Here is a 15,830-nt window from a genome sequence, read left to right as displayed (position 1 = left end):
CTCAGTCCTGGCTCTTTCGGGTCAGCTTGACCATCATCCGGGTATAACCCCGAACGAAGTTCGACTGAACGTATTCCGGCTCGCCCTCAACCTCGATCCCGTCGAATCGTGCCAGCAGCTCTTCCCACAGAATCCGCAGCTGCATCTCCGCCAGGCGGTTGCCCATACAACGGTGCACACCAAAACCGAAAGACAAGTGGTTTCGAGCCCCTTTGCGGTCAATGATGAACTCATCCGGCTTATCAATAGCGCGCTCGTCCCGGTTGCCGGAGGCGTACCACATGACGACCTTGTCGCCCTTGCGGATCGTTTCACCGTTCAGATCCACATCCTGCTTTGCAACACGGCGCATGTAGGCCAGCGGGGTCTGCCAGCGAATGATTTCGGACACCATGTTGGGAATAAGGGCCGGATTGGCTCTGAGCTTGTCGAATTCCTTCGGGAATCTGTTCAGGGCCAATACGCCGCCGGTCATCGAGTTACGTGTGGTGTCGTTGCCGCCAACGATCAGCAGCGCCAGGTTGCCCAGAAACTCCATGGGACGATGGATCAGGTCCTTTGTGTCCTCGTTATTGACCATCATGCTGATCACATCAAAGCCCGGTTCTTCGCCTGCGTTGCGGCGAGCTTCTTTATCGCGCCAAAGCTCGGAGAACGATCGGGCCACCTCGGCAACCGCCGGGAAGAACTCATCACGCTCCACCTCACCCCCGGTCGTTTCCGGGCTGGCTGCGGCCACATCGGACCAGTACACCAGTTTGCGCCGCTGCTCGTAGGGGAAATCAAGCAGTGTTGCCAGCATTCGCGCCGTCAGCTCAATGGAGACGTTGCTCACCCAATCGAACGGCTCATCGACCGGTAGATGATCCAGCACATCCCGGGTGCGCTGTCGGATCAGGCTTTCCATTTCCTTGAGATTTTTTGGGGCCACCACGCCCTGAACCGCCTGACGCTGTTTATCGTGCTTGGGTGGGTCCATGGCGATGAACGTTTCAATCGCCAGCCCTGCGGGCTGATCACCCAGAGTGATGATGGGTTCTGCGGAAAACAGATCATGGCGCTTGTCGACAAAAAGGATATCGTCGAATCGGGTCACCGACCAGAAGGGCCCGAACGCGCTGTTCTTCTGGAAGTGCACTGGCTGCTCATCTCTCAATCGCTTGAAGTAGGAGCCCCACAAACCCTGCCGCCAAAGGAAAGGATTGCTGACATCAATGTCTTCAATCGCCAGAGTGGACACGTCGGGCAGGGGATATTCCGTGAACTCCGGGGTCTTCGGTGCCAGACCGATCCTGTCCAGTGCCTGCTGCGCGAGATGGGCAGCCTTCACTTGCCACTGCATCGGCACCAGACGGGCACTTAAATTCATCGCGCGGGTTTGAAGTTTCATCGGGTGTCTCCCTTACATCTGGAATTCAGGCAGGCGAACCACCAGGCCATCCATGGCATCGGTGATCTCGATCTGGCAGGCGAGGCGAGAGGTCGGCGCACCCTCCGGTGTCATTTCCAGCATCTGCTGCTCGCTGCTGCTGATCTTGCCGGTCTTTGCATACCAGGCATCATCAACGATCACATGGCAGGTGCCGCAGGCGCATTCACCGCCGCAGTCGGCATCAATGCCCGGCACCATGTTGTCGGCGGCATGCTGCATCAGCGATTTGTCCGCCTCAATTTCCACCTTGTGCTGGGTACCGTCATGCTCGATAAACGTCATATATCCCATAAATCCCCCGGACGCTTTGGATGGTTGGAGATCAGCCCTAAGCAGGCTGTTTTCATGGTTGCGAGATTGCCCTGCGACGGGGTGATTCAAAAGGTCATCAATTGACAGGAGGGGGACATAAAAAGACAATTGCCAGATCGTCCGACAAGAATTAAAACAATGAATCAGATGACACAGGCAAACCCCTCCGCTCTTGCCAGTATTCCAACCAGCTATACACGCCTCATCGCGCAGGAACTGGGCATGCATGCGAGCAATCTGCCGGAATTGCTGCGAGGAACGCACCTCACCGTAGAACAACTGCTGGATGAAGCCACCCGGCTCACCGCCCAACAGCAGATTCAGATCATTGAAAATGCCCTGCGCCTTTCAGAGGACGACAAACTGGGGTTGCGGATTGGCAGGCGGCTGACGCCGGCTGCCCACGGGCCCATGGGCTATCTCGCCAGCAGCAGCCCGGACCTGCTCGCTGCAATCGAGGCGTTCCAGGCCTTCCTGCCGACACGCGTCAGTTTTGTCCGGCTGGATTTGAAGCCACGTCGTGACCAGTTGATCATCCGCTGCACCCTGGATGCGGAGATGAGCCCGGAGGTTAGCCGTTTCATGGCCGAGATCTGCGCGTTGGCCATGCTCTCGTGCGCCGAATTCATAATTGGCCGACCCGCCCATGAGGTGGAGACCTGCTTCGTGCACCCGGATCCCGGACCAGGGGCAGGGTATGGGGACCACATTCCCGGTAACGTGTTGTTCTCCTGCGACGAACTGCTGGTACGAGTGCCGATGGCGCTTTGCCGGATTCCCAATGTGTCGGCCAATCATGAGAGCTATGCTCTGGCGCGCGAGCAATGCGAGGCTATTCTCGCAAACCTGAGGGGAGAGCCGGGCAGTTGCCGGCGGAAAATCGAAACCATGATGCTCTCGCTTCCGATAGGCACCTTAACCGAAGAGGACGCAGCGGAGGCGCTCTTTATCAGCAAGCGCACGCTTGCGCGGCGCTTGAAGGAAGAGGGGGCCGGTTTCCGTCAGATTCGTGATGAGATTCTGGCGCGCCAGGCCAGGAGCTATCTACGGGATGGAAGGCTCTCGGTTGAAGCCATCGCAACCCTGTTGAACTATCACGACAGCGCCAGCTTCCGGCGCGCCTTCAAGCGTTGGTTCAGAATGACACCGGACCAGTATCGCCAGCAGTCTATGGGCAACGGCATCATTGGCAGAACCGGCGGGCCCCTCTGGACACCTTAACCGGGCACCAGCATGCTGATCACTGCACTTCAAAACGCTTCTACTCGCCCAGAGTCCAGGATGTTGCTCGGAATCAGTACGCCGCTGAAGAAGGCTTCTTCGAGTAGTGAGGGAAACACAAACAATATGAAGCGGAGCAACGGAGTACTGTTGAGGCTTTGTCATGGCGTTCCAAAGAAAGCTAGAGCCACCGCCGAACCCGTCGCTCATACTCCCGGAAGGCGCCGCCGAAGCTCTCCCGCAGGGCGCGCTCCTCCGGTTCAATCTGGAACCGGTTCATATACAGCACAAAGAACATGACCCCGACTAAAGCCCAGGCGGAGGCCAGGAAAACGCTCCAGGCCAATAGCCACAACCCGAACCCCAGATACATTGGATTACGGGAGTAGCGGTAAACACCTGAGCTCACCAGCGCAGAACTGGCCTCAGGCCGGCGAGGGTCTACCGTTGTATTCGAGGAGCGAAACGCAAGCACACCGGCCACTGTGATAAGGGCACCCAGCAGAAACAGCACGGTTGCGACTGCCAGACGAGGCATTTCGCCAACGTCTAGGCGCGGGCCTGATTCTGCGATGAGCCACATCAGCAACCCCACAATCAGTGCCAGCACGACCGGTGGAATGCGTTTTTCCATTTGGTTCGTTTTCACTGTCAAAAAGTTCTCAAGCAATGAGGAAGTGACAGGCTAGCGAAGCTGGCTGTCCTTGCTGCCCCTGCGATTGATTGCGCCCGAGTGGGGGTGTTCCTTTTCATGGGCCGACTGGCAATCAATGCACAATCGGACCCCGGGAATAGCCTTTCGCCGGGCCTCCGGAATTGGAGCACCGCACTCATCGCATTCCTCGGCGCTCTCGCCCCCGGCTAACTGGCTTCGAGCGCGTTGAATTTCGTCTTCAACACTGGCGTCGATCTGTTCCTGCACCGCGCCATCCTTTGACCATCCACCTGCCATGAGTCCTCCGGAATCTGGGTGACTGATACCACTCAACATTACCATTCGAGCGCGGGCGCTCAAACATGCTGAAACCGACTTTTCCCGGGAACCGGTTTCCTTTTCGGCCTCCGGGCTTACTTGCGATGAAGCGCCCTGTAGCGTTCCTCCAGCTCGGCACGAATCGCGCGGCGCTCCTTACCGTTGGCAAAACGCCGGATCTGATCATCGCTACTTGGAACCAGCTGCGGCACCGCGACGGCTTTGCCGTTGTCATCAACCGCCACCATGGTAAAAAAGCAGCTGTTACTGTGGCGAACCAACTTGTCGCGGATGTTCTCGGTAACCACCTTGATGCCGATTTCCATGGAGGTACGGCCCGTGTAGTTCACACTCGCCAGAAAGGTGACCAGCTCGCCAATTTGGATTGGTTGGAGGAACATCACCTGGTCGACAGACAGGGTAACGACATAGGTCCCCGCATAACGGCTGGCGCAGGCATAGGCGACTTCATCGAGATACTTCAGCAGGGTGCCGCCGTGCACATTGCCGGAGAAATTGGCTTTGTCCGGCGTCATCAGAACGGTCATGCTCAGGCTTGTTGAATTGTTTTCCATGGCGCTTCTCTGGTGGTTTGCTATCCAGTATAGGCGCCCGGATGCTGCCGGGTGGCAGTACTTATTAATCGCCCTCGAAAGTCACCAGATCCACATCCGCCGCCTGGGTGCGTAACGGCACCAACGCCTGGTAGGCAGGGGAGTTGTGCCAGGCGGCAACAGAATCCGCATCCGGAAAGCGGATAACAACGGTATCTGTGTGCCGGTATTGCCCGCTCAGCACCTTTGCCTGTTTACCCCGAAGCACCAGTTCTGCGCCCCAGGGTACCAGCGTTTCCGGCACCAGGCTGCGGTATTCCGCCCATTTGTCGGGGTGTTTTACGGTGATGTTGCCGATAACGTAGGCAGTCATTGGGGGCTCCTGTTATCGAGTGGGTGAGAGGTCGGGTTAGATTGGGCGGCCATGGAAAATAAATCTGTCCCGGTATTCTGTCTTTCCGTCAGGAGGTAAGCCCCATAGAAATCTGATAGCTCTTTACTGTCATAGTGAGAATTAACGAGCTCCAGTAAGCGGGAGAGCTTGTGGATTTTCTCAATCGGTTCGCCCTTCGCAACCAGTAACGCCTTCAGGCTCAATTCGATACCATGGTAGAAGTTGAATAGCGTTGGTTCGATGATATGTAAATCGGACCATCTCAACTCCTCCTCCATCTCCTCTTCAGACGGAGCCCCCCCCAGTCACTTTTCATCAGCGAGCCTGGGTTCCCGCGCTTAATTAGTTCGGAAGCGACATTGAGCGTGAGCTGCCAAAAGTTGCTGGCAAGAAAATACAGTCTGACAGCCTCAAATTTGTCCAATGCGTGCTCCTTGCACTTCATAACGCCAGCCAGCATGCGCGGCTACGAAATGGAGGCGAAGCCGCAATGCAGTAGACGTCGCCGTGCCTAGCCTTGTTATGGCCAAATTCTCAGAGCTTATCATTGCCTCGGTTATCGCCTGATTTTTCACCAGTTTTGCTGGGCCAATTTGGATTCTGAGCAGCCAACATATAGACCTCATCATCCATACTGTGCATTTTAGAAAAGTGGGATATTGGCCCCGCTTTGCCAGGCTCAATCTCAGACATGCAGTAAATGTCGATGTCACCGTGCTTGTCTTCGATCTGCGCAAGCTCTTCAATTAGCTTTCTTACTTTCATGCGATTACCTCCTCATTTGACTTTCTGGGCAACGAATGCACGTGTCATAACGCGAAGCTTTGCGGCAATTTCGGAGCCGCGAAGCGGTGGAGAAATTGTCCGACAACATCGCCTTGTTATATTCAGTTTGCAATCTTTACGAAAAAGTTGACGGCTATATTTTTTGGCCTGGTCTCAGGGTCACCACCTCCATCGATGGTTATCGCGTGAGAGTGTCCACCTGAATTTGGAATATCAATGCCGGTGGACATATTGGCGTATTCCCCTGGCATAACTTTGTCGCCTGAATGGTTGGCCCCTTTTGGATGCGTGTGGGCCCCATTAGAAGTTGACGCTCCAGTAAAGTTTTTATCTGGTAGACGCGTGGAATCTTTCTCAAATGACCCCACATTACGATCTTCTGAGGCCCCGCGAAGGAACATGTTTCGTAAGTCAGGCAACTGTAGCGAGCCGACGTGTTCGGCATATTCCGACTTATTGCTGACTTTTGTTCCGTCGGCAAGTCGCCATGTACCCTTGGCCAAAGCATAGAAGGTTTTTGGTTTTAGCATTGAGGGAACAACCGACCCAACAGGAAGCGCTGCCGTAATACTATTTAGGTCCCGCGATGCATCGCTCAACTCAGCACGTATCATTTTAAGCGCTTTCTCTCTTTCTGATTCAATTGAATCAGACTTCAAGGTATTCAGCGTGCCTTGCATGTTTCCTAACCACAATGCGCCACCAATTAGCGCTAGGATGATTGTTACTATGGCCCCGAATTCCACTTTCGAAGTTTGCATGCAACTTTCTCCTTTTCTTCTTCAATATAAATCTGAAGGCAGCCGAACGTATGACGCATCCGCTGACCTGATTTATTATACAACTGTGTCTTCAACGCCCAGCTGGAAGATCAATAGGTGAATCGACATTGGGCTTTCCATCCTCGATCGGATACAAAGTTGCGACGGGATTACATTTCTTTCCCTCATCAATGCCAGCGACGGCCATTAATTCAGACACAGATGTCAGTAGCTCAGAAGCTTTAGAATCAACGATTTGCCCTACAGATGCTACCGTTCCATTGGAAAAACTTACAGTTAACTCGGCAGATCCAATTCCAGTGCTGACCTTCATTCTCTTTTTGTCGCCGGGCATGGTGACGATGGCGATCGATTTAATGCACTTATCGGAAATTGTATAAAACATATATGGCTGCGGCTCAAAATAGGCCAAACCGCTCTCATCGGAATCAAAATCAATTGAGGCGCAGCCTGTAATTACGAGCGGAAGAGCCACAATTAAAGCTCTGAGGTTTCTGTAACAAGAGTTTACCGTATTCATGGTAGTCACCGTCTTTCCCTAGAGAAACTACCGAGGTTCAGCGAGGGTGCGCTGCTCCTCGACTGAAACTTCTGCATAACGCCATTGTTAAGCGGCCGCCTTGTAGTGCAACGAAAAGGCGGTCCGGCGGAGGCCCGTTAGGGCCGTAGCGAACTTCAACTACTTGTTGTACGTCACTGGCGCTGCAAAAATCCCGCGAACTGTGCGTGCCGTCTCAGCGTGGTTTTGATTTGGTCTTTGATAGAAGACGGCATCGTATTTTCAGATGCAAAAACTTTGAGCTCTATAATGCGACGCCTTTCGGAAGGAGCTGAACGCTCCACAAAAACATCGGCGCGAACTGAACCATACTCTGAACGTAGGGTGACTTCATGGTTCGCATCAAGGCCAAGTGCCTGAAGTATTTTGGCCAAACGTTTGCCAAGCTGAGTAGGGCTTGTTGTGACCGTTTCGTACCAAGCTTTCGCGTCTTCGGCTCGTTGTGATTCACGCTCTCGCATCGGAGCATAATCGTATGAATCCCAGTTCCCAGAGACGAGATGAAAGAAGTGAGTGTTTCTAAAACGCTTCAGATGTGCAGCTGAAAGTTTACGATCTTCATTATCCAAATCCAGGCATAGCCTGTGTAAGTCAGCCGCACGAATTGGTATCAATCGAAAATCAAAATAAAGGCGCGCACGGTTGAACTCACGAAGTGGTAATGTCCTTCGATCATCATCATTTAATTCAGTGTGCCAAGCATCCCAGTTCAGTCGATAACCGGATCGAGCGCGGGTAAACTGGGTTACTCGTTGACTCCGTGTAGAGTCCGCGACTGGCCATAACAGGATCACCTGATACTCGGATAGATTTTGCAGAGGTTCAACATGTTCAGCGAGAGCATCGCCCACCGAGAGAATGGTCCGCCCTAAAGTATCCGCCCCTCGAGCTATTTGCCGAATGTCATCTTCGATTACGCCAAAGTCGGCTAAAGGCGTTTCGCTGTTGTGAAAAGAAAACGTTTCTTCAACGATTTGAGGCCATTCCTCCTTTCCCGGGCCTACAACCTCAAAATTTTCATTGGCCAAAAGCCGCCTGTTTCGAGTCGTAGCTTTAACCAACTGTTGTTGAAACTCGCGGCTCGTAGTGAGCCAGATGAAGATGATTCGCTCACCAGCTAACTCTGCACGGTCGAGAAGGCTCAAATGTTCTACAAACTGTGAGGGAATTCTTTCTTTCCCTTCAACGTTTTCCTCATATTGGTCGACAATAGCAACCAACAAACGCTTATCCGTATATCGCCTTTCTTTACGAATACGGTTTAGTAAAGCCGGCGACCCTTCTATTTCCTCACGAGATAGGACAAATGCGCGCACATCGGGCATGTGAGTTCCCAGCTCACGAGTGGCGCAGCTCTTTCCTACTCCACTGTCCCCATAAATTGGCAAAAATCGAATACCGCCGCTTATCGTCATTGATTTATAAGCTCGGTCAATCTGACCAATCAAATCTTGATTTGGAATGAGCCGACCTCTGAAAGCTTCGTCGAGATCCTCGTATCGAGCTGGTAGGGATACTGACATGCTTAAAATTTACCTCGATAGTTTTTTACGTACAACATTTGTTTAGGGTTTGTATCTGGCCAAACACAATTCAGCCTCTAAACTTAAAATTCTGGTCAGAAGAGTAAGAACGTACTCCTCATAATCCTTGAACAGCTTTTGAGCTTTTTCCTCATCCTCAGAGTTCACCCGAAATTGGCCAGATGGGTACTGATCTTTCAGTGCCGCAACTCGATCATAAGCCGCGAGCATTTCATCGAGAATTTGGTCAGGGACCTTTCCTCTAAATTGCTCGGAAAATTTATTCTTACTTGGAAAAGGGATTACGTTTGACATACTTTTCCTCGTTTCATTTAAGCCCTAACGCTGACACTTTGCGGCGATTTTGGAGCCGCAAAGCGGTGTAGAAATTGTCCTGCAACAGCGCCTTGTTATGTCGCCATATGAGTAATCTTGCCCTCTGTATCGCCATAGGCTCCAAACAAAACGTCTTCGTCAATTTCTTCCCACGGTTCGATGATCGAGTAGTGCTCGATACCTAGCTTTCTCGCTAGCCTAAATACTGCGTTCCTAATTTGAACTGGCATGTTCGCAGCAACTGCTACCCTCGCAACATCTGGAGCTCCAACGTCCTTTCCAAAAATGCGAATTAACTCTACGCCCTCCTCGAAAAGCGCCTCTTCGATCGCGCCTTGGTTCTCTAGGTGAACGTTCACACCAAAAGAAAGACTAGAGAGCTGAGAGCCATGGATATCATCTGCTACCTCCGCAGTGCTACCTTCCAACGACTCGATTCGCGCTTCGAGCTCTTCGAGATATGCATCTTTCTTTGGTATCCTAACACGTTGATTTGTTTTATTATTTAGATACGTCGCGTAATACGAGTCCTCTTGAAGCTCTGGGCGGAACTTCGTCTGTAAAATAAACAATGCCCCAATGAACACGGGCACATTGACTATTGCTGCAACAGTTAGTGCTCCAGATTGCCAACTGTTACTGGTCATTTTTGTTGCTGCAAAAAGAAAAGACGCATCTATCGTTAGCAACCCGGCCAACCATGCTCCAAGTAACTGAATCGGCTTGGTAATTCGCTCAGGCTGCATGCTCTGCTTTTCCATTTTTACTAGTTACCCGTGTCGTCTTGAGTGACATAACATTTGTATAGTGGTCGTAATGATCATTTTCGCCGATCAATTATCCAGAATGAACGTTTTCCCAACTCCGCCAAAAGTTTTTATATTCAATCTCCTAAAGGTCAAGCGGGTCTGAAGGCATTCCGGAAAACCGATCACCAGGACCGTTTTTCCTGATTTCAGCGGTTTTTCGTTCAAAGCGATCAAATTCCCCATAAACAAAAAGGCCCGAAGCTTTCACTCCAGGCCTTCTCATCACTCACTGCAGTCGATCACCTCAACCGCACTTGCTATCGCCGCAGGACAGGCAGGTCGCACAGCCGTCCATCACGATCACCGCCTTGGTGCTGCACTTGCCACACATGGTGGCGTTGGGCGGGTAGTCGTCGGCTTTTTCGTCGTTCGTGGCCGTGCTGTGGCTGGCTTCGAACTCGGCGCGCTTTTCGGCGAGGATGCGCTTGGTGGTTTCGCTCATTTCCTCGCTTTCCAGCAGGCCGATGGCCTTCAGGTGCTTCTCGATTACGGCGCCGATTTCAGCCACCAGGGAAGGCATGAACACGCCGCCTTTCTTGAAGTAGCCCCCGTTGGGGTCGTAAACGCTGCGCAGCTCTTCCACCAGGAAGGTTACGTCACCACCCTTGCGGAATACCGCAGAGATAACGCGGGTGAGGGCGATTACCCACTGGAAGTGCTCCATCGACTTGGAGTTGATGAACACTTCGTACGGCTGCCGGCTTTCGTGGTCGGTGCCTTCGTTCAGCAGGATGTCGTTGATGGTGATGTACATCGCGTGCTCGGCCACCGGCGGCTTGATCTTGTAGGTGGTGCCCAGCAGGAAGTCCGGCCGTTCGATGTATTCGTTCATCTGAACGGGCTTGGTTTCTGCCTGCACCGGTGCCTGGTGTTCGGCGGCTGCTTCAGGGTCGGCCTTCTTTACGCGGTAGCCGACGATTTTGTTGCTGATTTTAACTGTCATGTTCGTTGTCCTGTGTCGGTTCCCGGATCAGTACTTGCCGTAGGTGCCTTCTTTAAGCGCGTCAAACAGGTTGGCGGCGTTGTGGATTTCGCCGTCGTACTCTACCTGTTCGTTACCCTTGAGGGTGACCTTGCTGCCATCGTCCAGGGTGAACTCGTACAGCGTGTTTTCCAGATCCTTCTCTTTAACCAGTACGCCCTGGAAGGCTTCCGGGTTGAAGCGGAAAGTGGTGCAACCCTTCAGGCCCATATCGTAGGCGTAGAGGTAGATGTCCTTGAAGTCCTGGTAGGCGAAGTCTGTCGGAACGTTCGCGGTCTTGGAAATCGAGGAATCTACCCACTTCTGGGCGGCGGCCTGGATGTCCACGTGCTGCGACGGTGTTACATCGTCGGAGGTGGTGAAGTAGGCCGGCAGCTTCTTGTCCTCGTCTTCAGAGAACGGCATCGCGCCCGGGTTTACCATGTGACGGTATGCGAGTAGCTCGAAGGAGAATACGTCTACCTTCTCTTTTGTCTTGCGGCCTTCGCGGATGATGTTACGCGCGTAGTGGTGCGAGAAGCTCGGCTCGATGCCGTTACTGGCGTTGTTGGCCAGTGACAGGCTAATGGTGCCGGTCGGCGCGATGGAGGTGTGGTGGGTAAAGCGGCCACCTTTCTCAGCGAGTTCTTCCACCAGCTTCGGCTCTACGCTGGCAATCTGCTGCATGTACTTGCTGTACTTGGCGTGCAGGATACGGCCTTTCACTTTGTCGCCCAGTTTGTAGCCGTCTTCAGAGAGCTGAGGGCATTTGGTGAGCATTTTCGGTGTAATTTCAAACTCGTCGTCCATGATCGGCGCAACGCCTTTTTCCTCGGCCAGGGCGAGTGATTGGCGCCAGCCTTCAACGGCCATTTCCCGAACGACTTCTTCGGTGAACTGCACGGATTCTGCAGAACCGTAAGGCATGCGCAGCATGGCGAGGGTGGAACCCAGGCCCAGGATGCCCATACCGTGGCGGCGCTTGTAGGTGATTTCGTGGCGCTGCTCGGCCAGGGGCAGGCCGTTAATCTCTACCACGTTGTCCAGCATGCGGGTGAAGATAGCCACGACCTTGCGGTATTTCTCGTAGTTGAAGCTGGCCTTGTCGGTGAACGGGTAGTCCACAAACATGGTCAGGTTCACTGAGCCCAGCAGGCAGCTGCCGTAGGGGGGCAGGGGCTGCTCACCGCAGGGGTTGGTGGCGCGGATGTCTTCGCAGAACCAGTTGTTGTTCATCTGGTTGACCTTGTCGATCAGGATGAACCCCGGCTCGGCGTAGTCGTAGGTGCTGGTCATGATGGTGTCCCAGATGAACTGGGCTTTCAGGGTGCGGTAGATACGGCAGGCAACCTTGCCTTCATCGTTCACCACGTAGCCTTTCTGTTCCGGGAAATCACGGTATACGAACTGGCTCTCGTCGCTCAGGTCCAGTTTTTCGTCTTCCACTTCCTTCTGGGTAACGGGGAAGGAGAGGTGCCAGTCGGCGTCGTTGCGCACGGCTTCGATGAAGTCTTCGGTGATCAGCAGCGAGAGGTTGAACTGGCGCAGGCGGCCGTCTTCGCGCTTGGCCTGGATGAAGTCGATCACGTCCGGATGGTGCACATCAAAGGTGGCCATCTGGGCGCCGCGACGGCCACCGGCAGAGGAAACGGTGAAGCACATGCGATCGAAGATATCCATGAACGACAGCGGGCCGGAGGTGGTTGCACCGGCGCCGGCCACATACGCGCCTTTCGGGCGCAGGGTGGAGAACTCATAACCGATACCACAACCTGCTTTGAGGGTGAGGCCGGCTTCGTGGTTCTTTTCCAGGATGTCGTTCATGGAGTCCTGAACGGTGCCGGAAACGGTGCAGTTAATGGTGGAGGTTGCCGGCTTGTGTGCTTCGGCACCGGCATTGGAGGTAATCCGGCCGGCGGGAATGGCGCCGTTCTGCAGGGCCCAGATGAAGTTCTTCATGTGCTGGGTGCGCACGGATTTGTTTTCCACCTCGGCAAGGGCTTTGGCAACACGTTCGTAGGTTGCGTTGATGTTTTTGTCTACGGGCTCGCCGGTCTTGGTCTTCAGCTGGTATTTGCTGTGCCAGATGTCGATCGAGGCTTCCTGCATCGGGATTGTTGTTACCACTGCCTGTGCCTTAGCGTTCATTTCCACCCTCTGTCTTCCGGTATGTCTTCTTTTGATGGCACCAGTCCTTGTACCGGCGGCGCCATACCCCTTGAGAATCGTCTGTTTGGCCCTGGGCCTGTTTTCTTTTTAACCACTATATATGGGCTGAATCTGAAACGAGTATAACAGGATATAGTGTTCTGTGAATAAGAACGCAACTATTGATAGGCGCTTCGGGGCAAAGAAAATCAATCAAAACCGGCTTGAAACCGGGAAATTTTTTCTAAAACAGCGGTTTGGGGCTAAAGGTTCAAAACCACTACATGTTGTGGTTTAAAAATTGATCAGGCCCTAGTTGTTTCAGGAAGTCACATGAATTGTGACCCCTGCACGTACCCGGTTTGAACGTGTCGTTAAAGTATGGATGTGGTGTCGAAAACTGCAGTGGCCCACAGGATGTGAACAAGACCAAAAACAAGGAAATAACAATGAAAGGCCTGAAACCTACCTTGCTAGCGCTCTGCGTTGCGGGTGTTCCACCTGCAGCCGTCGCCGAGATCCAGAGCCTGGATGACGCGGCAATGGGCATGATCACCGGCCAGGCCGGTGTGACCATTGAGCTGGAAACCAAGCTGAACATTGATCGCTTCATCTATACCGATGAGGGTTCAATGGAAATCAACGATATTTTCGTGGGTGGTACCAACCGCAGTGATTTGTTCCCGGAACTGGGGGTCAATCTGATGGGAGGCGCAGCCCAGGAAACCGAACTGCTGGATAATGTCCGCATCGAGATCGATATCCTCAGCGATGGCGACGCCATCATCAACGTCCTGCCCCAGGTGTTCGGCGCCGTGGACATGAGGGTCTCTACCGGAGAGTGGAATCTCACAGGGACCAGCGGCAGTACCACCATCCTGGATAACTTCAACGCGGATATCCTGATGGGTGGTGCCAATATCGAGATTGATGCCGATACCGATGTGATGAATCTGAGAACAGACATCGCCGTGGACGACATGGATTTCGATATGCCTTTCCTGTCACTGGGCATCCGAGACTTCCGGCTGACGGGCAACACCTATGATCCAGTTCGTAACAAGAACATTCCGGATCTGTTTGCCAAGGTGGACCTGGATATCTACAAGCGGGCCAACAGCCTGGGTAAGGATAGCCTGGCCATCGATCTGAACTCATTCAATGCGGATATCACCATTGGCGGGGTTCTGGTTGGCGGAACCTCCATTGGCAGCGTGTTTGTGGATGATCTGGCGATCACCAATACCCAGATGTTGGTCTATGGCCACTGATTTTCGGGTGTAACAGAAAAACGGGGGCCGCGCTGGCCCCCGTTTTTTATCAGCTCAGCAGCAGGCTGTCGTCGTCCACTTCCAGGCCCCGCTGCTTCTCAAACAACCCGAGCAGGTCCTTCACTTCCAGGCCTTCGCGGTCCTTGCCCTCGATATCAAACACTACCTCGCCCTGGTGCAGCATGACGGTGCGGCTGCCGACTTCCAGTGCCTGTTTCATGCTGTGGGTCACCATCAGGGCGGTGAGCTTCTGCTCCTCGATGATCTTGGTGGTGAGCTCCAGCACGAACGCAGCGGTTTTGGGGTCCAGGGCGGCGGTGTGCTCGTCCAGCAGCAGGATACTTGAGGGCGTAAGGCTTGCCATCAGCAGGCTCACGGCCTGGCGCTGGCCGCCGGAAAGCAGGCCCATCTTGTCGCCCAGGCGTTTTTCCAGTCCCAGGTTCAGGGACGACAGGCTGTCCCTGAATTTTTCCATGTACTGCTTTTTAACGGCCGTTGTGAGGCCCCTTGGTTGGCCGCGCTTGATGGCCAGGGCGAGATTTTCCTCGATACTCAGGCCTTCGCAGGTACCTGCCAATGGGTCCTGGAATACCCGGGCAACCCGGCCAGCCCGCTTGTGAGTAGGCAGTTTGGTTACGTCCAGGTTGTCGACGATGATCTGGCCGCTGTCCACGATGACTTCCCCGGCCAGAGCGTTCAGGAAGGTGGATTTTCCGGCACCATTACTGCCAATCACAGTGACAAACTCGCCCTGATTGACAGTCAGGCTCATGCCCCGGAGCGCGGGGTTTTCCAGTGGCGTGCCTTTGCCAAAGGTAAGCCGGAGATCGGTTGCACTGATCATATCGCCTCCTCAGGCCTTGTTGCGGGTGAGCCTGCCGGCAATGGACGTACGCACGCCGGGCAGTACGATGGCCAGCGTGACCAGAACCGCGGTAATCAGGTTCAGATCCTGCGCCTGCAGGCCGAGGAAATCGGCGTTCAGGGCAAAGGCAATGGCCAACCGGTAAATAATGGCGCCCACTACGCAGGCGATAAGGGCGCGGACCACGGTTGAGGGCGTAATCACGGCTTCACCACCGATCAGGGAGGCCAGGCCAATCACAATCACACCCACCCCCATGGTGACATCTGCTGCGCCCTGGCTCTGGGCGAAGAGCGCGCCGGCGAGGCCCACCAGACCATTGGACACCGCCACACCGAGCACAATCATGGCCCCTGTGGCGATGCCCTGGGCCCGGGCCATTCTGGCGTTGGCGCCGGTCGCCCGCATGGCCAGGCCGGTTTCGGATTTCATGAACCGCCACAACAGGATCAGGGCGATGAACACCACGATAATAAACAGCAGTACCGGCACCTGATGGTAGGCCAGATCCAGGTCATACCAGGGGGTCAGTACGGTTTCTTCGGTCAGCAGGGCCACGTTAGGGCGGCCCATGATGCGCAGGTTTACCGAATACAGCGCGATCATGGTGAGGATCGAGGCCAGCAGGTTCAGAATGTTGAGTTTTACATTCAGAAGGGCGGTTACCGCGCCTGCGGCCATGCCGGCCATCACCGCACAGCCGGTGGCCAGCCAGGGGTTCCAGCCTTCAATGATCAGTACCGCCGCCACAGCAGCGCCCAGGGGAAAACTGCCGTCTACAGTCAGGTCCGGGAAATCCAGCACCCGGAAGGAAAGGTAGATGCCAAAGGCGACCAGGCCGTAGATCAGGCCGGTCTCGATGGCACCATAGAGAGCTATGTTACTCAGCATGGTCGGGTATCAC

At 54.1% G+C, this 15,830-nt stretch carries 19 protein-coding genes; 2 read left to right on the top strand and 17 right to left on the bottom strand.

Features of this window, described 5'->3' with window-relative positions; translation table 11 throughout:
• Position 1 precedes the first annotated feature (1 nt).
• Both ACESMK_RS05255 and ACESMK_RS05250 read right to left on the bottom strand, forming a co-directional pair.
• Positions 2-1,390 (bottom strand): cytochrome P450, encoded by a 1,389-nt coding sequence (locus ACESMK_RS05255; RefSeq protein WP_372995965.1) that lies wholly within the window; start codon positions 1,388-1,390, stop codon positions 2-4.
• A gap of 12 nt (positions 1,391-1,402) precedes the next feature.
• Complete coding sequence (locus ACESMK_RS05250) at positions 1,403-1,723, bottom strand: 2Fe-2S iron-sulfur cluster-binding protein (RefSeq protein WP_372995963.1); 321 nt, start codon at positions 1,721-1,723, stop codon at positions 1,403-1,405.
• A gap of 159 nt (positions 1,724-1,882) precedes the next feature.
• On the opposite strand from ACESMK_RS05250, the gene ACESMK_RS05245 reads away from it, so the two are divergent.
• Entirely contained in the window at positions 1,883-2,965 is a 1,083-nt protein-coding gene (locus tag ACESMK_RS05245) for an AraC family transcriptional regulator (RefSeq protein WP_372995961.1), read from the top strand.
• 181 nt (positions 2,966-3,146) lie between these two features.
• On the opposite strand, the gene ACESMK_RS05240 is transcribed toward ACESMK_RS05245, so the two are convergent.
• The 13 genes from ACESMK_RS05240 to ACESMK_RS05180 form a co-directional block, all read right to left on the bottom strand.
• Positions 3,147-3,599 carry a methyltransferase family protein gene (locus tag ACESMK_RS05240; RefSeq protein WP_372995959.1) on the bottom strand — a complete coding sequence of 151 codons (453 nt, stop codon included), beginning with the start codon at positions 3,597-3,599 and terminating at the stop codon, positions 3,147-3,149.
• Between the two features lie 51 nt (positions 3,600-3,650).
• The gene (locus tag ACESMK_RS05235; RefSeq protein WP_372995957.1) at positions 3,651-3,917 is read right to left on the bottom strand and encodes a DksA/TraR family C4-type zinc finger protein; all 267 of its coding nucleotides are present in this window, start codon (positions 3,915-3,917) and stop codon (positions 3,651-3,653) included.
• Positions 3,918-4,033: 116 nt separating this feature from the next.
• Positions 4,034-4,513 carry an acyl-CoA thioesterase gene (locus ACESMK_RS05230; RefSeq protein ID WP_372995955.1) on the bottom strand — a complete coding sequence of 160 codons (480 nt, stop codon included), beginning with the start codon at positions 4,511-4,513 and terminating at the stop codon, positions 4,034-4,036.
• 64 nt (positions 4,514-4,577) lie between these two features.
• Positions 4,578-4,865, bottom strand: coding sequence for a DUF1330 domain-containing protein (locus ACESMK_RS05225; RefSeq protein ID WP_372995953.1), 288 nt, complete (start codon positions 4,863-4,865; stop codon positions 4,578-4,580).
• On the bottom strand, positions 4,862-5,164 hold the full coding sequence (locus tag ACESMK_RS05220) for a HEPN domain-containing protein (protein ID WP_372995951.1): 303 nt from the start codon (positions 5,162-5,164) through the stop codon (positions 4,862-4,864). The genes ACESMK_RS05225 and ACESMK_RS05220 overlap by 4 nt, the downstream gene beginning before the upstream one ends.
• Positions 5,165-5,420: 256 nt before the next feature.
• The gene (locus ACESMK_RS05215; RefSeq protein ID WP_372995949.1) at positions 5,421-5,651 is read right to left on the bottom strand and encodes a hypothetical protein; all 231 of its coding nucleotides are present in this window, start codon (positions 5,649-5,651) and stop codon (positions 5,421-5,423) included.
• Between the two features lie 122 nt (positions 5,652-5,773).
• Positions 5,774-6,433 carry a hypothetical protein gene (locus ACESMK_RS05210; RefSeq protein ID WP_372995947.1) on the bottom strand — a complete coding sequence of 220 codons (660 nt, stop codon included), beginning with the start codon at positions 6,431-6,433 and terminating at the stop codon, positions 5,774-5,776.
• Between the two features lie 91 nt (positions 6,434-6,524).
• Positions 6,525-6,974: a hypothetical protein gene (locus ACESMK_RS05205; RefSeq protein WP_372995945.1), complete on the bottom strand. Its 450-nt coding sequence runs from the start codon at positions 6,972-6,974 to the stop codon at positions 6,525-6,527.
• Positions 6,975-7,147: 173 nt separating this feature from the next.
• The gene (locus tag ACESMK_RS05200) at positions 7,148-8,536 is read right to left on the bottom strand and encodes a hypothetical protein (protein ID WP_372995943.1); all 1,389 of its coding nucleotides are present in this window, start codon (positions 8,534-8,536) and stop codon (positions 7,148-7,150) included.
• Between the two features lie 42 nt (positions 8,537-8,578).
• Complete coding sequence (locus ACESMK_RS05195) at positions 8,579-8,851, bottom strand: hypothetical protein (RefSeq protein WP_372995941.1); 273 nt, start codon at positions 8,849-8,851, stop codon at positions 8,579-8,581.
• A gap of 95 nt (positions 8,852-8,946) precedes the next feature.
• Entirely contained in the window at positions 8,947-9,633 is a 687-nt protein-coding gene (locus ACESMK_RS05190) for a hypothetical protein (RefSeq protein ID WP_372995939.1), read from the bottom strand.
• A gap of 292 nt (positions 9,634-9,925) precedes the next feature.
• Positions 9,926-10,624, bottom strand: coding sequence for an NrdJb (locus ACESMK_RS05185; protein ID WP_372995937.1), 699 nt, complete (start codon positions 10,622-10,624; stop codon positions 9,926-9,928).
• 27 nt (positions 10,625-10,651) lie between these two features.
• The gene (locus tag ACESMK_RS05180; protein ID WP_372995935.1) at positions 10,652-12,790 is read right to left on the bottom strand and encodes an adenosylcobalamin-dependent ribonucleoside-diphosphate reductase; all 2,139 of its coding nucleotides are present in this window, start codon (positions 12,788-12,790) and stop codon (positions 10,652-10,654) included.
• A 449-nt stretch (positions 12,791-13,239) separates the two neighbouring features.
• Here ACESMK_RS05180 and ACESMK_RS05175 point away from each other — a divergent pair, with 449 nt between their 5' ends.
• Positions 13,240-14,061 carry a DUF6160 family protein gene (locus tag ACESMK_RS05175; RefSeq protein WP_372995933.1) on the top strand — a complete coding sequence of 274 codons (822 nt, stop codon included), beginning with the start codon at positions 13,240-13,242 and terminating at the stop codon, positions 14,059-14,061.
• 49 nt (positions 14,062-14,110) lie between these two features.
• On the opposite strand, the gene ACESMK_RS05170 is transcribed toward ACESMK_RS05175, so the two are convergent.
• Together ACESMK_RS05170 and ACESMK_RS05165 are read right to left on the bottom strand one after the other, a co-directional pair.
• Positions 14,111-14,905, bottom strand: a complete 795-nt coding sequence (locus tag ACESMK_RS05170) for an ABC transporter ATP-binding protein (RefSeq protein ID WP_372995931.1) — start codon at positions 14,903-14,905, stop codon at positions 14,111-14,113.
• Between the two features lie 9 nt (positions 14,906-14,914).
• Entirely contained in the window at positions 14,915-15,817 is a 903-nt protein-coding gene (locus tag ACESMK_RS05165) for an ABC transporter permease (protein ID WP_372995929.1), read from the bottom strand.
• Between the last annotated feature and the right edge of the window lie 13 nt (positions 15,818-15,830).

This window comes from Marinobacter sp. (assembly GCF_041687235.1).
GTDB lineage: Bacteria > Pseudomonadota > Gammaproteobacteria > Pseudomonadales > Oleiphilaceae > Marinobacter.
This window is presented reverse-complemented; position numbering and strand designations above follow the sequence as displayed.

Excerpts from the sequence above, each read along its gene's own strand:
- ACESMK_RS05175 (WP_372995933.1), top strand. The coding sequence starts at position 13,240 with ATGAAAGGCCTGAAACCTACCTTGCTAGCGCTCTGCGTTGCGGGTGTT.
- ACESMK_RS05230 (WP_372995955.1), bottom strand. The coding sequence starts at position 4,513 with ATGGAAAACAATTCAACAAGCCTGAGCATGACCGTTCTGATGACGCCG.
- ACESMK_RS05215 (WP_372995949.1), bottom strand. The coding sequence starts at position 5,651 with ATGAAAGTAAGAAAGCTAATTGAAGAGCTTGCGCAGATCGAAGACAAG.
- ACESMK_RS05220 (WP_372995951.1), bottom strand. The coding sequence starts at position 5,164 with ATGGAGGAGGAGTTGAGATGGTCCGATTTACATATCATCGAACCAACG.
- ACESMK_RS05165 (WP_372995929.1), bottom strand. The coding sequence starts at position 15,817 with ATGCTGAGTAACATAGCTCTCTATGGTGCCATCGAGACCGGCCTGATC.
- ACESMK_RS05240 (WP_372995959.1), bottom strand. The coding sequence starts at position 3,599 with ATGGAAAAACGCATTCCACCGGTCGTGCTGGCACTGATTGTGGGGTTG.
- ACESMK_RS05200 (WP_372995943.1), bottom strand. The coding sequence starts at position 8,536 with ATGTCAGTATCCCTACCAGCTCGATACGAGGATCTCGACGAAGCTTTC.
- ACESMK_RS05190 (WP_372995939.1), bottom strand. The coding sequence starts at position 9,633 with ATGGAAAAGCAGAGCATGCAGCCTGAGCGAATTACCAAGCCGATTCAG.
- ACESMK_RS05235 (WP_372995957.1), bottom strand. The coding sequence starts at position 3,917 with ATGGCAGGTGGATGGTCAAAGGATGGCGCGGTGCAGGAACAGATCGAC.
- ACESMK_RS05205 (WP_372995945.1), bottom strand. The coding sequence starts at position 6,974 with ATGAATACGGTAAACTCTTGTTACAGAAACCTCAGAGCTTTAATTGTG.
- ACESMK_RS05195 (WP_372995941.1), bottom strand. The coding sequence starts at position 8,851 with ATGTCAAACGTAATCCCTTTTCCAAGTAAGAATAAATTTTCCGAGCAA.
- ACESMK_RS05225 (WP_372995953.1), bottom strand. The coding sequence starts at position 4,865 with ATGACTGCCTACGTTATCGGCAACATCACCGTAAAACACCCCGACAAA.
- ACESMK_RS05255 (WP_372995965.1), bottom strand. The coding sequence starts at position 1,390 with ATGAAACTTCAAACCCGCGCGATGAATTTAAGTGCCCGTCTGGTGCCG.
- ACESMK_RS05185 (WP_372995937.1), bottom strand. The coding sequence starts at position 10,624 with ATGACAGTTAAAATCAGCAACAAAATCGTCGGCTACCGCGTAAAGAAG.
- ACESMK_RS05210 (WP_372995947.1), bottom strand. The coding sequence starts at position 6,433 with ATGCAAACTTCGAAAGTGGAATTCGGGGCCATAGTAACAATCATCCTA.
- ACESMK_RS05250 (WP_372995963.1), bottom strand. The coding sequence starts at position 1,723 with ATGGGATATATGACGTTTATCGAGCATGACGGTACCCAGCACAAGGTG.
- ACESMK_RS05245 (WP_372995961.1), top strand. The coding sequence starts at position 1,883 with ATGAATCAGATGACACAGGCAAACCCCTCCGCTCTTGCCAGTATTCCA.
- ACESMK_RS05170 (WP_372995931.1), bottom strand. The coding sequence starts at position 14,905 with ATGATCAGTGCAACCGATCTCCGGCTTACCTTTGGCAAAGGCACGCCA.
- ACESMK_RS05180 (WP_372995935.1), bottom strand. The coding sequence starts at position 12,790 with ATGAACGCTAAGGCACAGGCAGTGGTAACAACAATCCCGATGCAGGAA.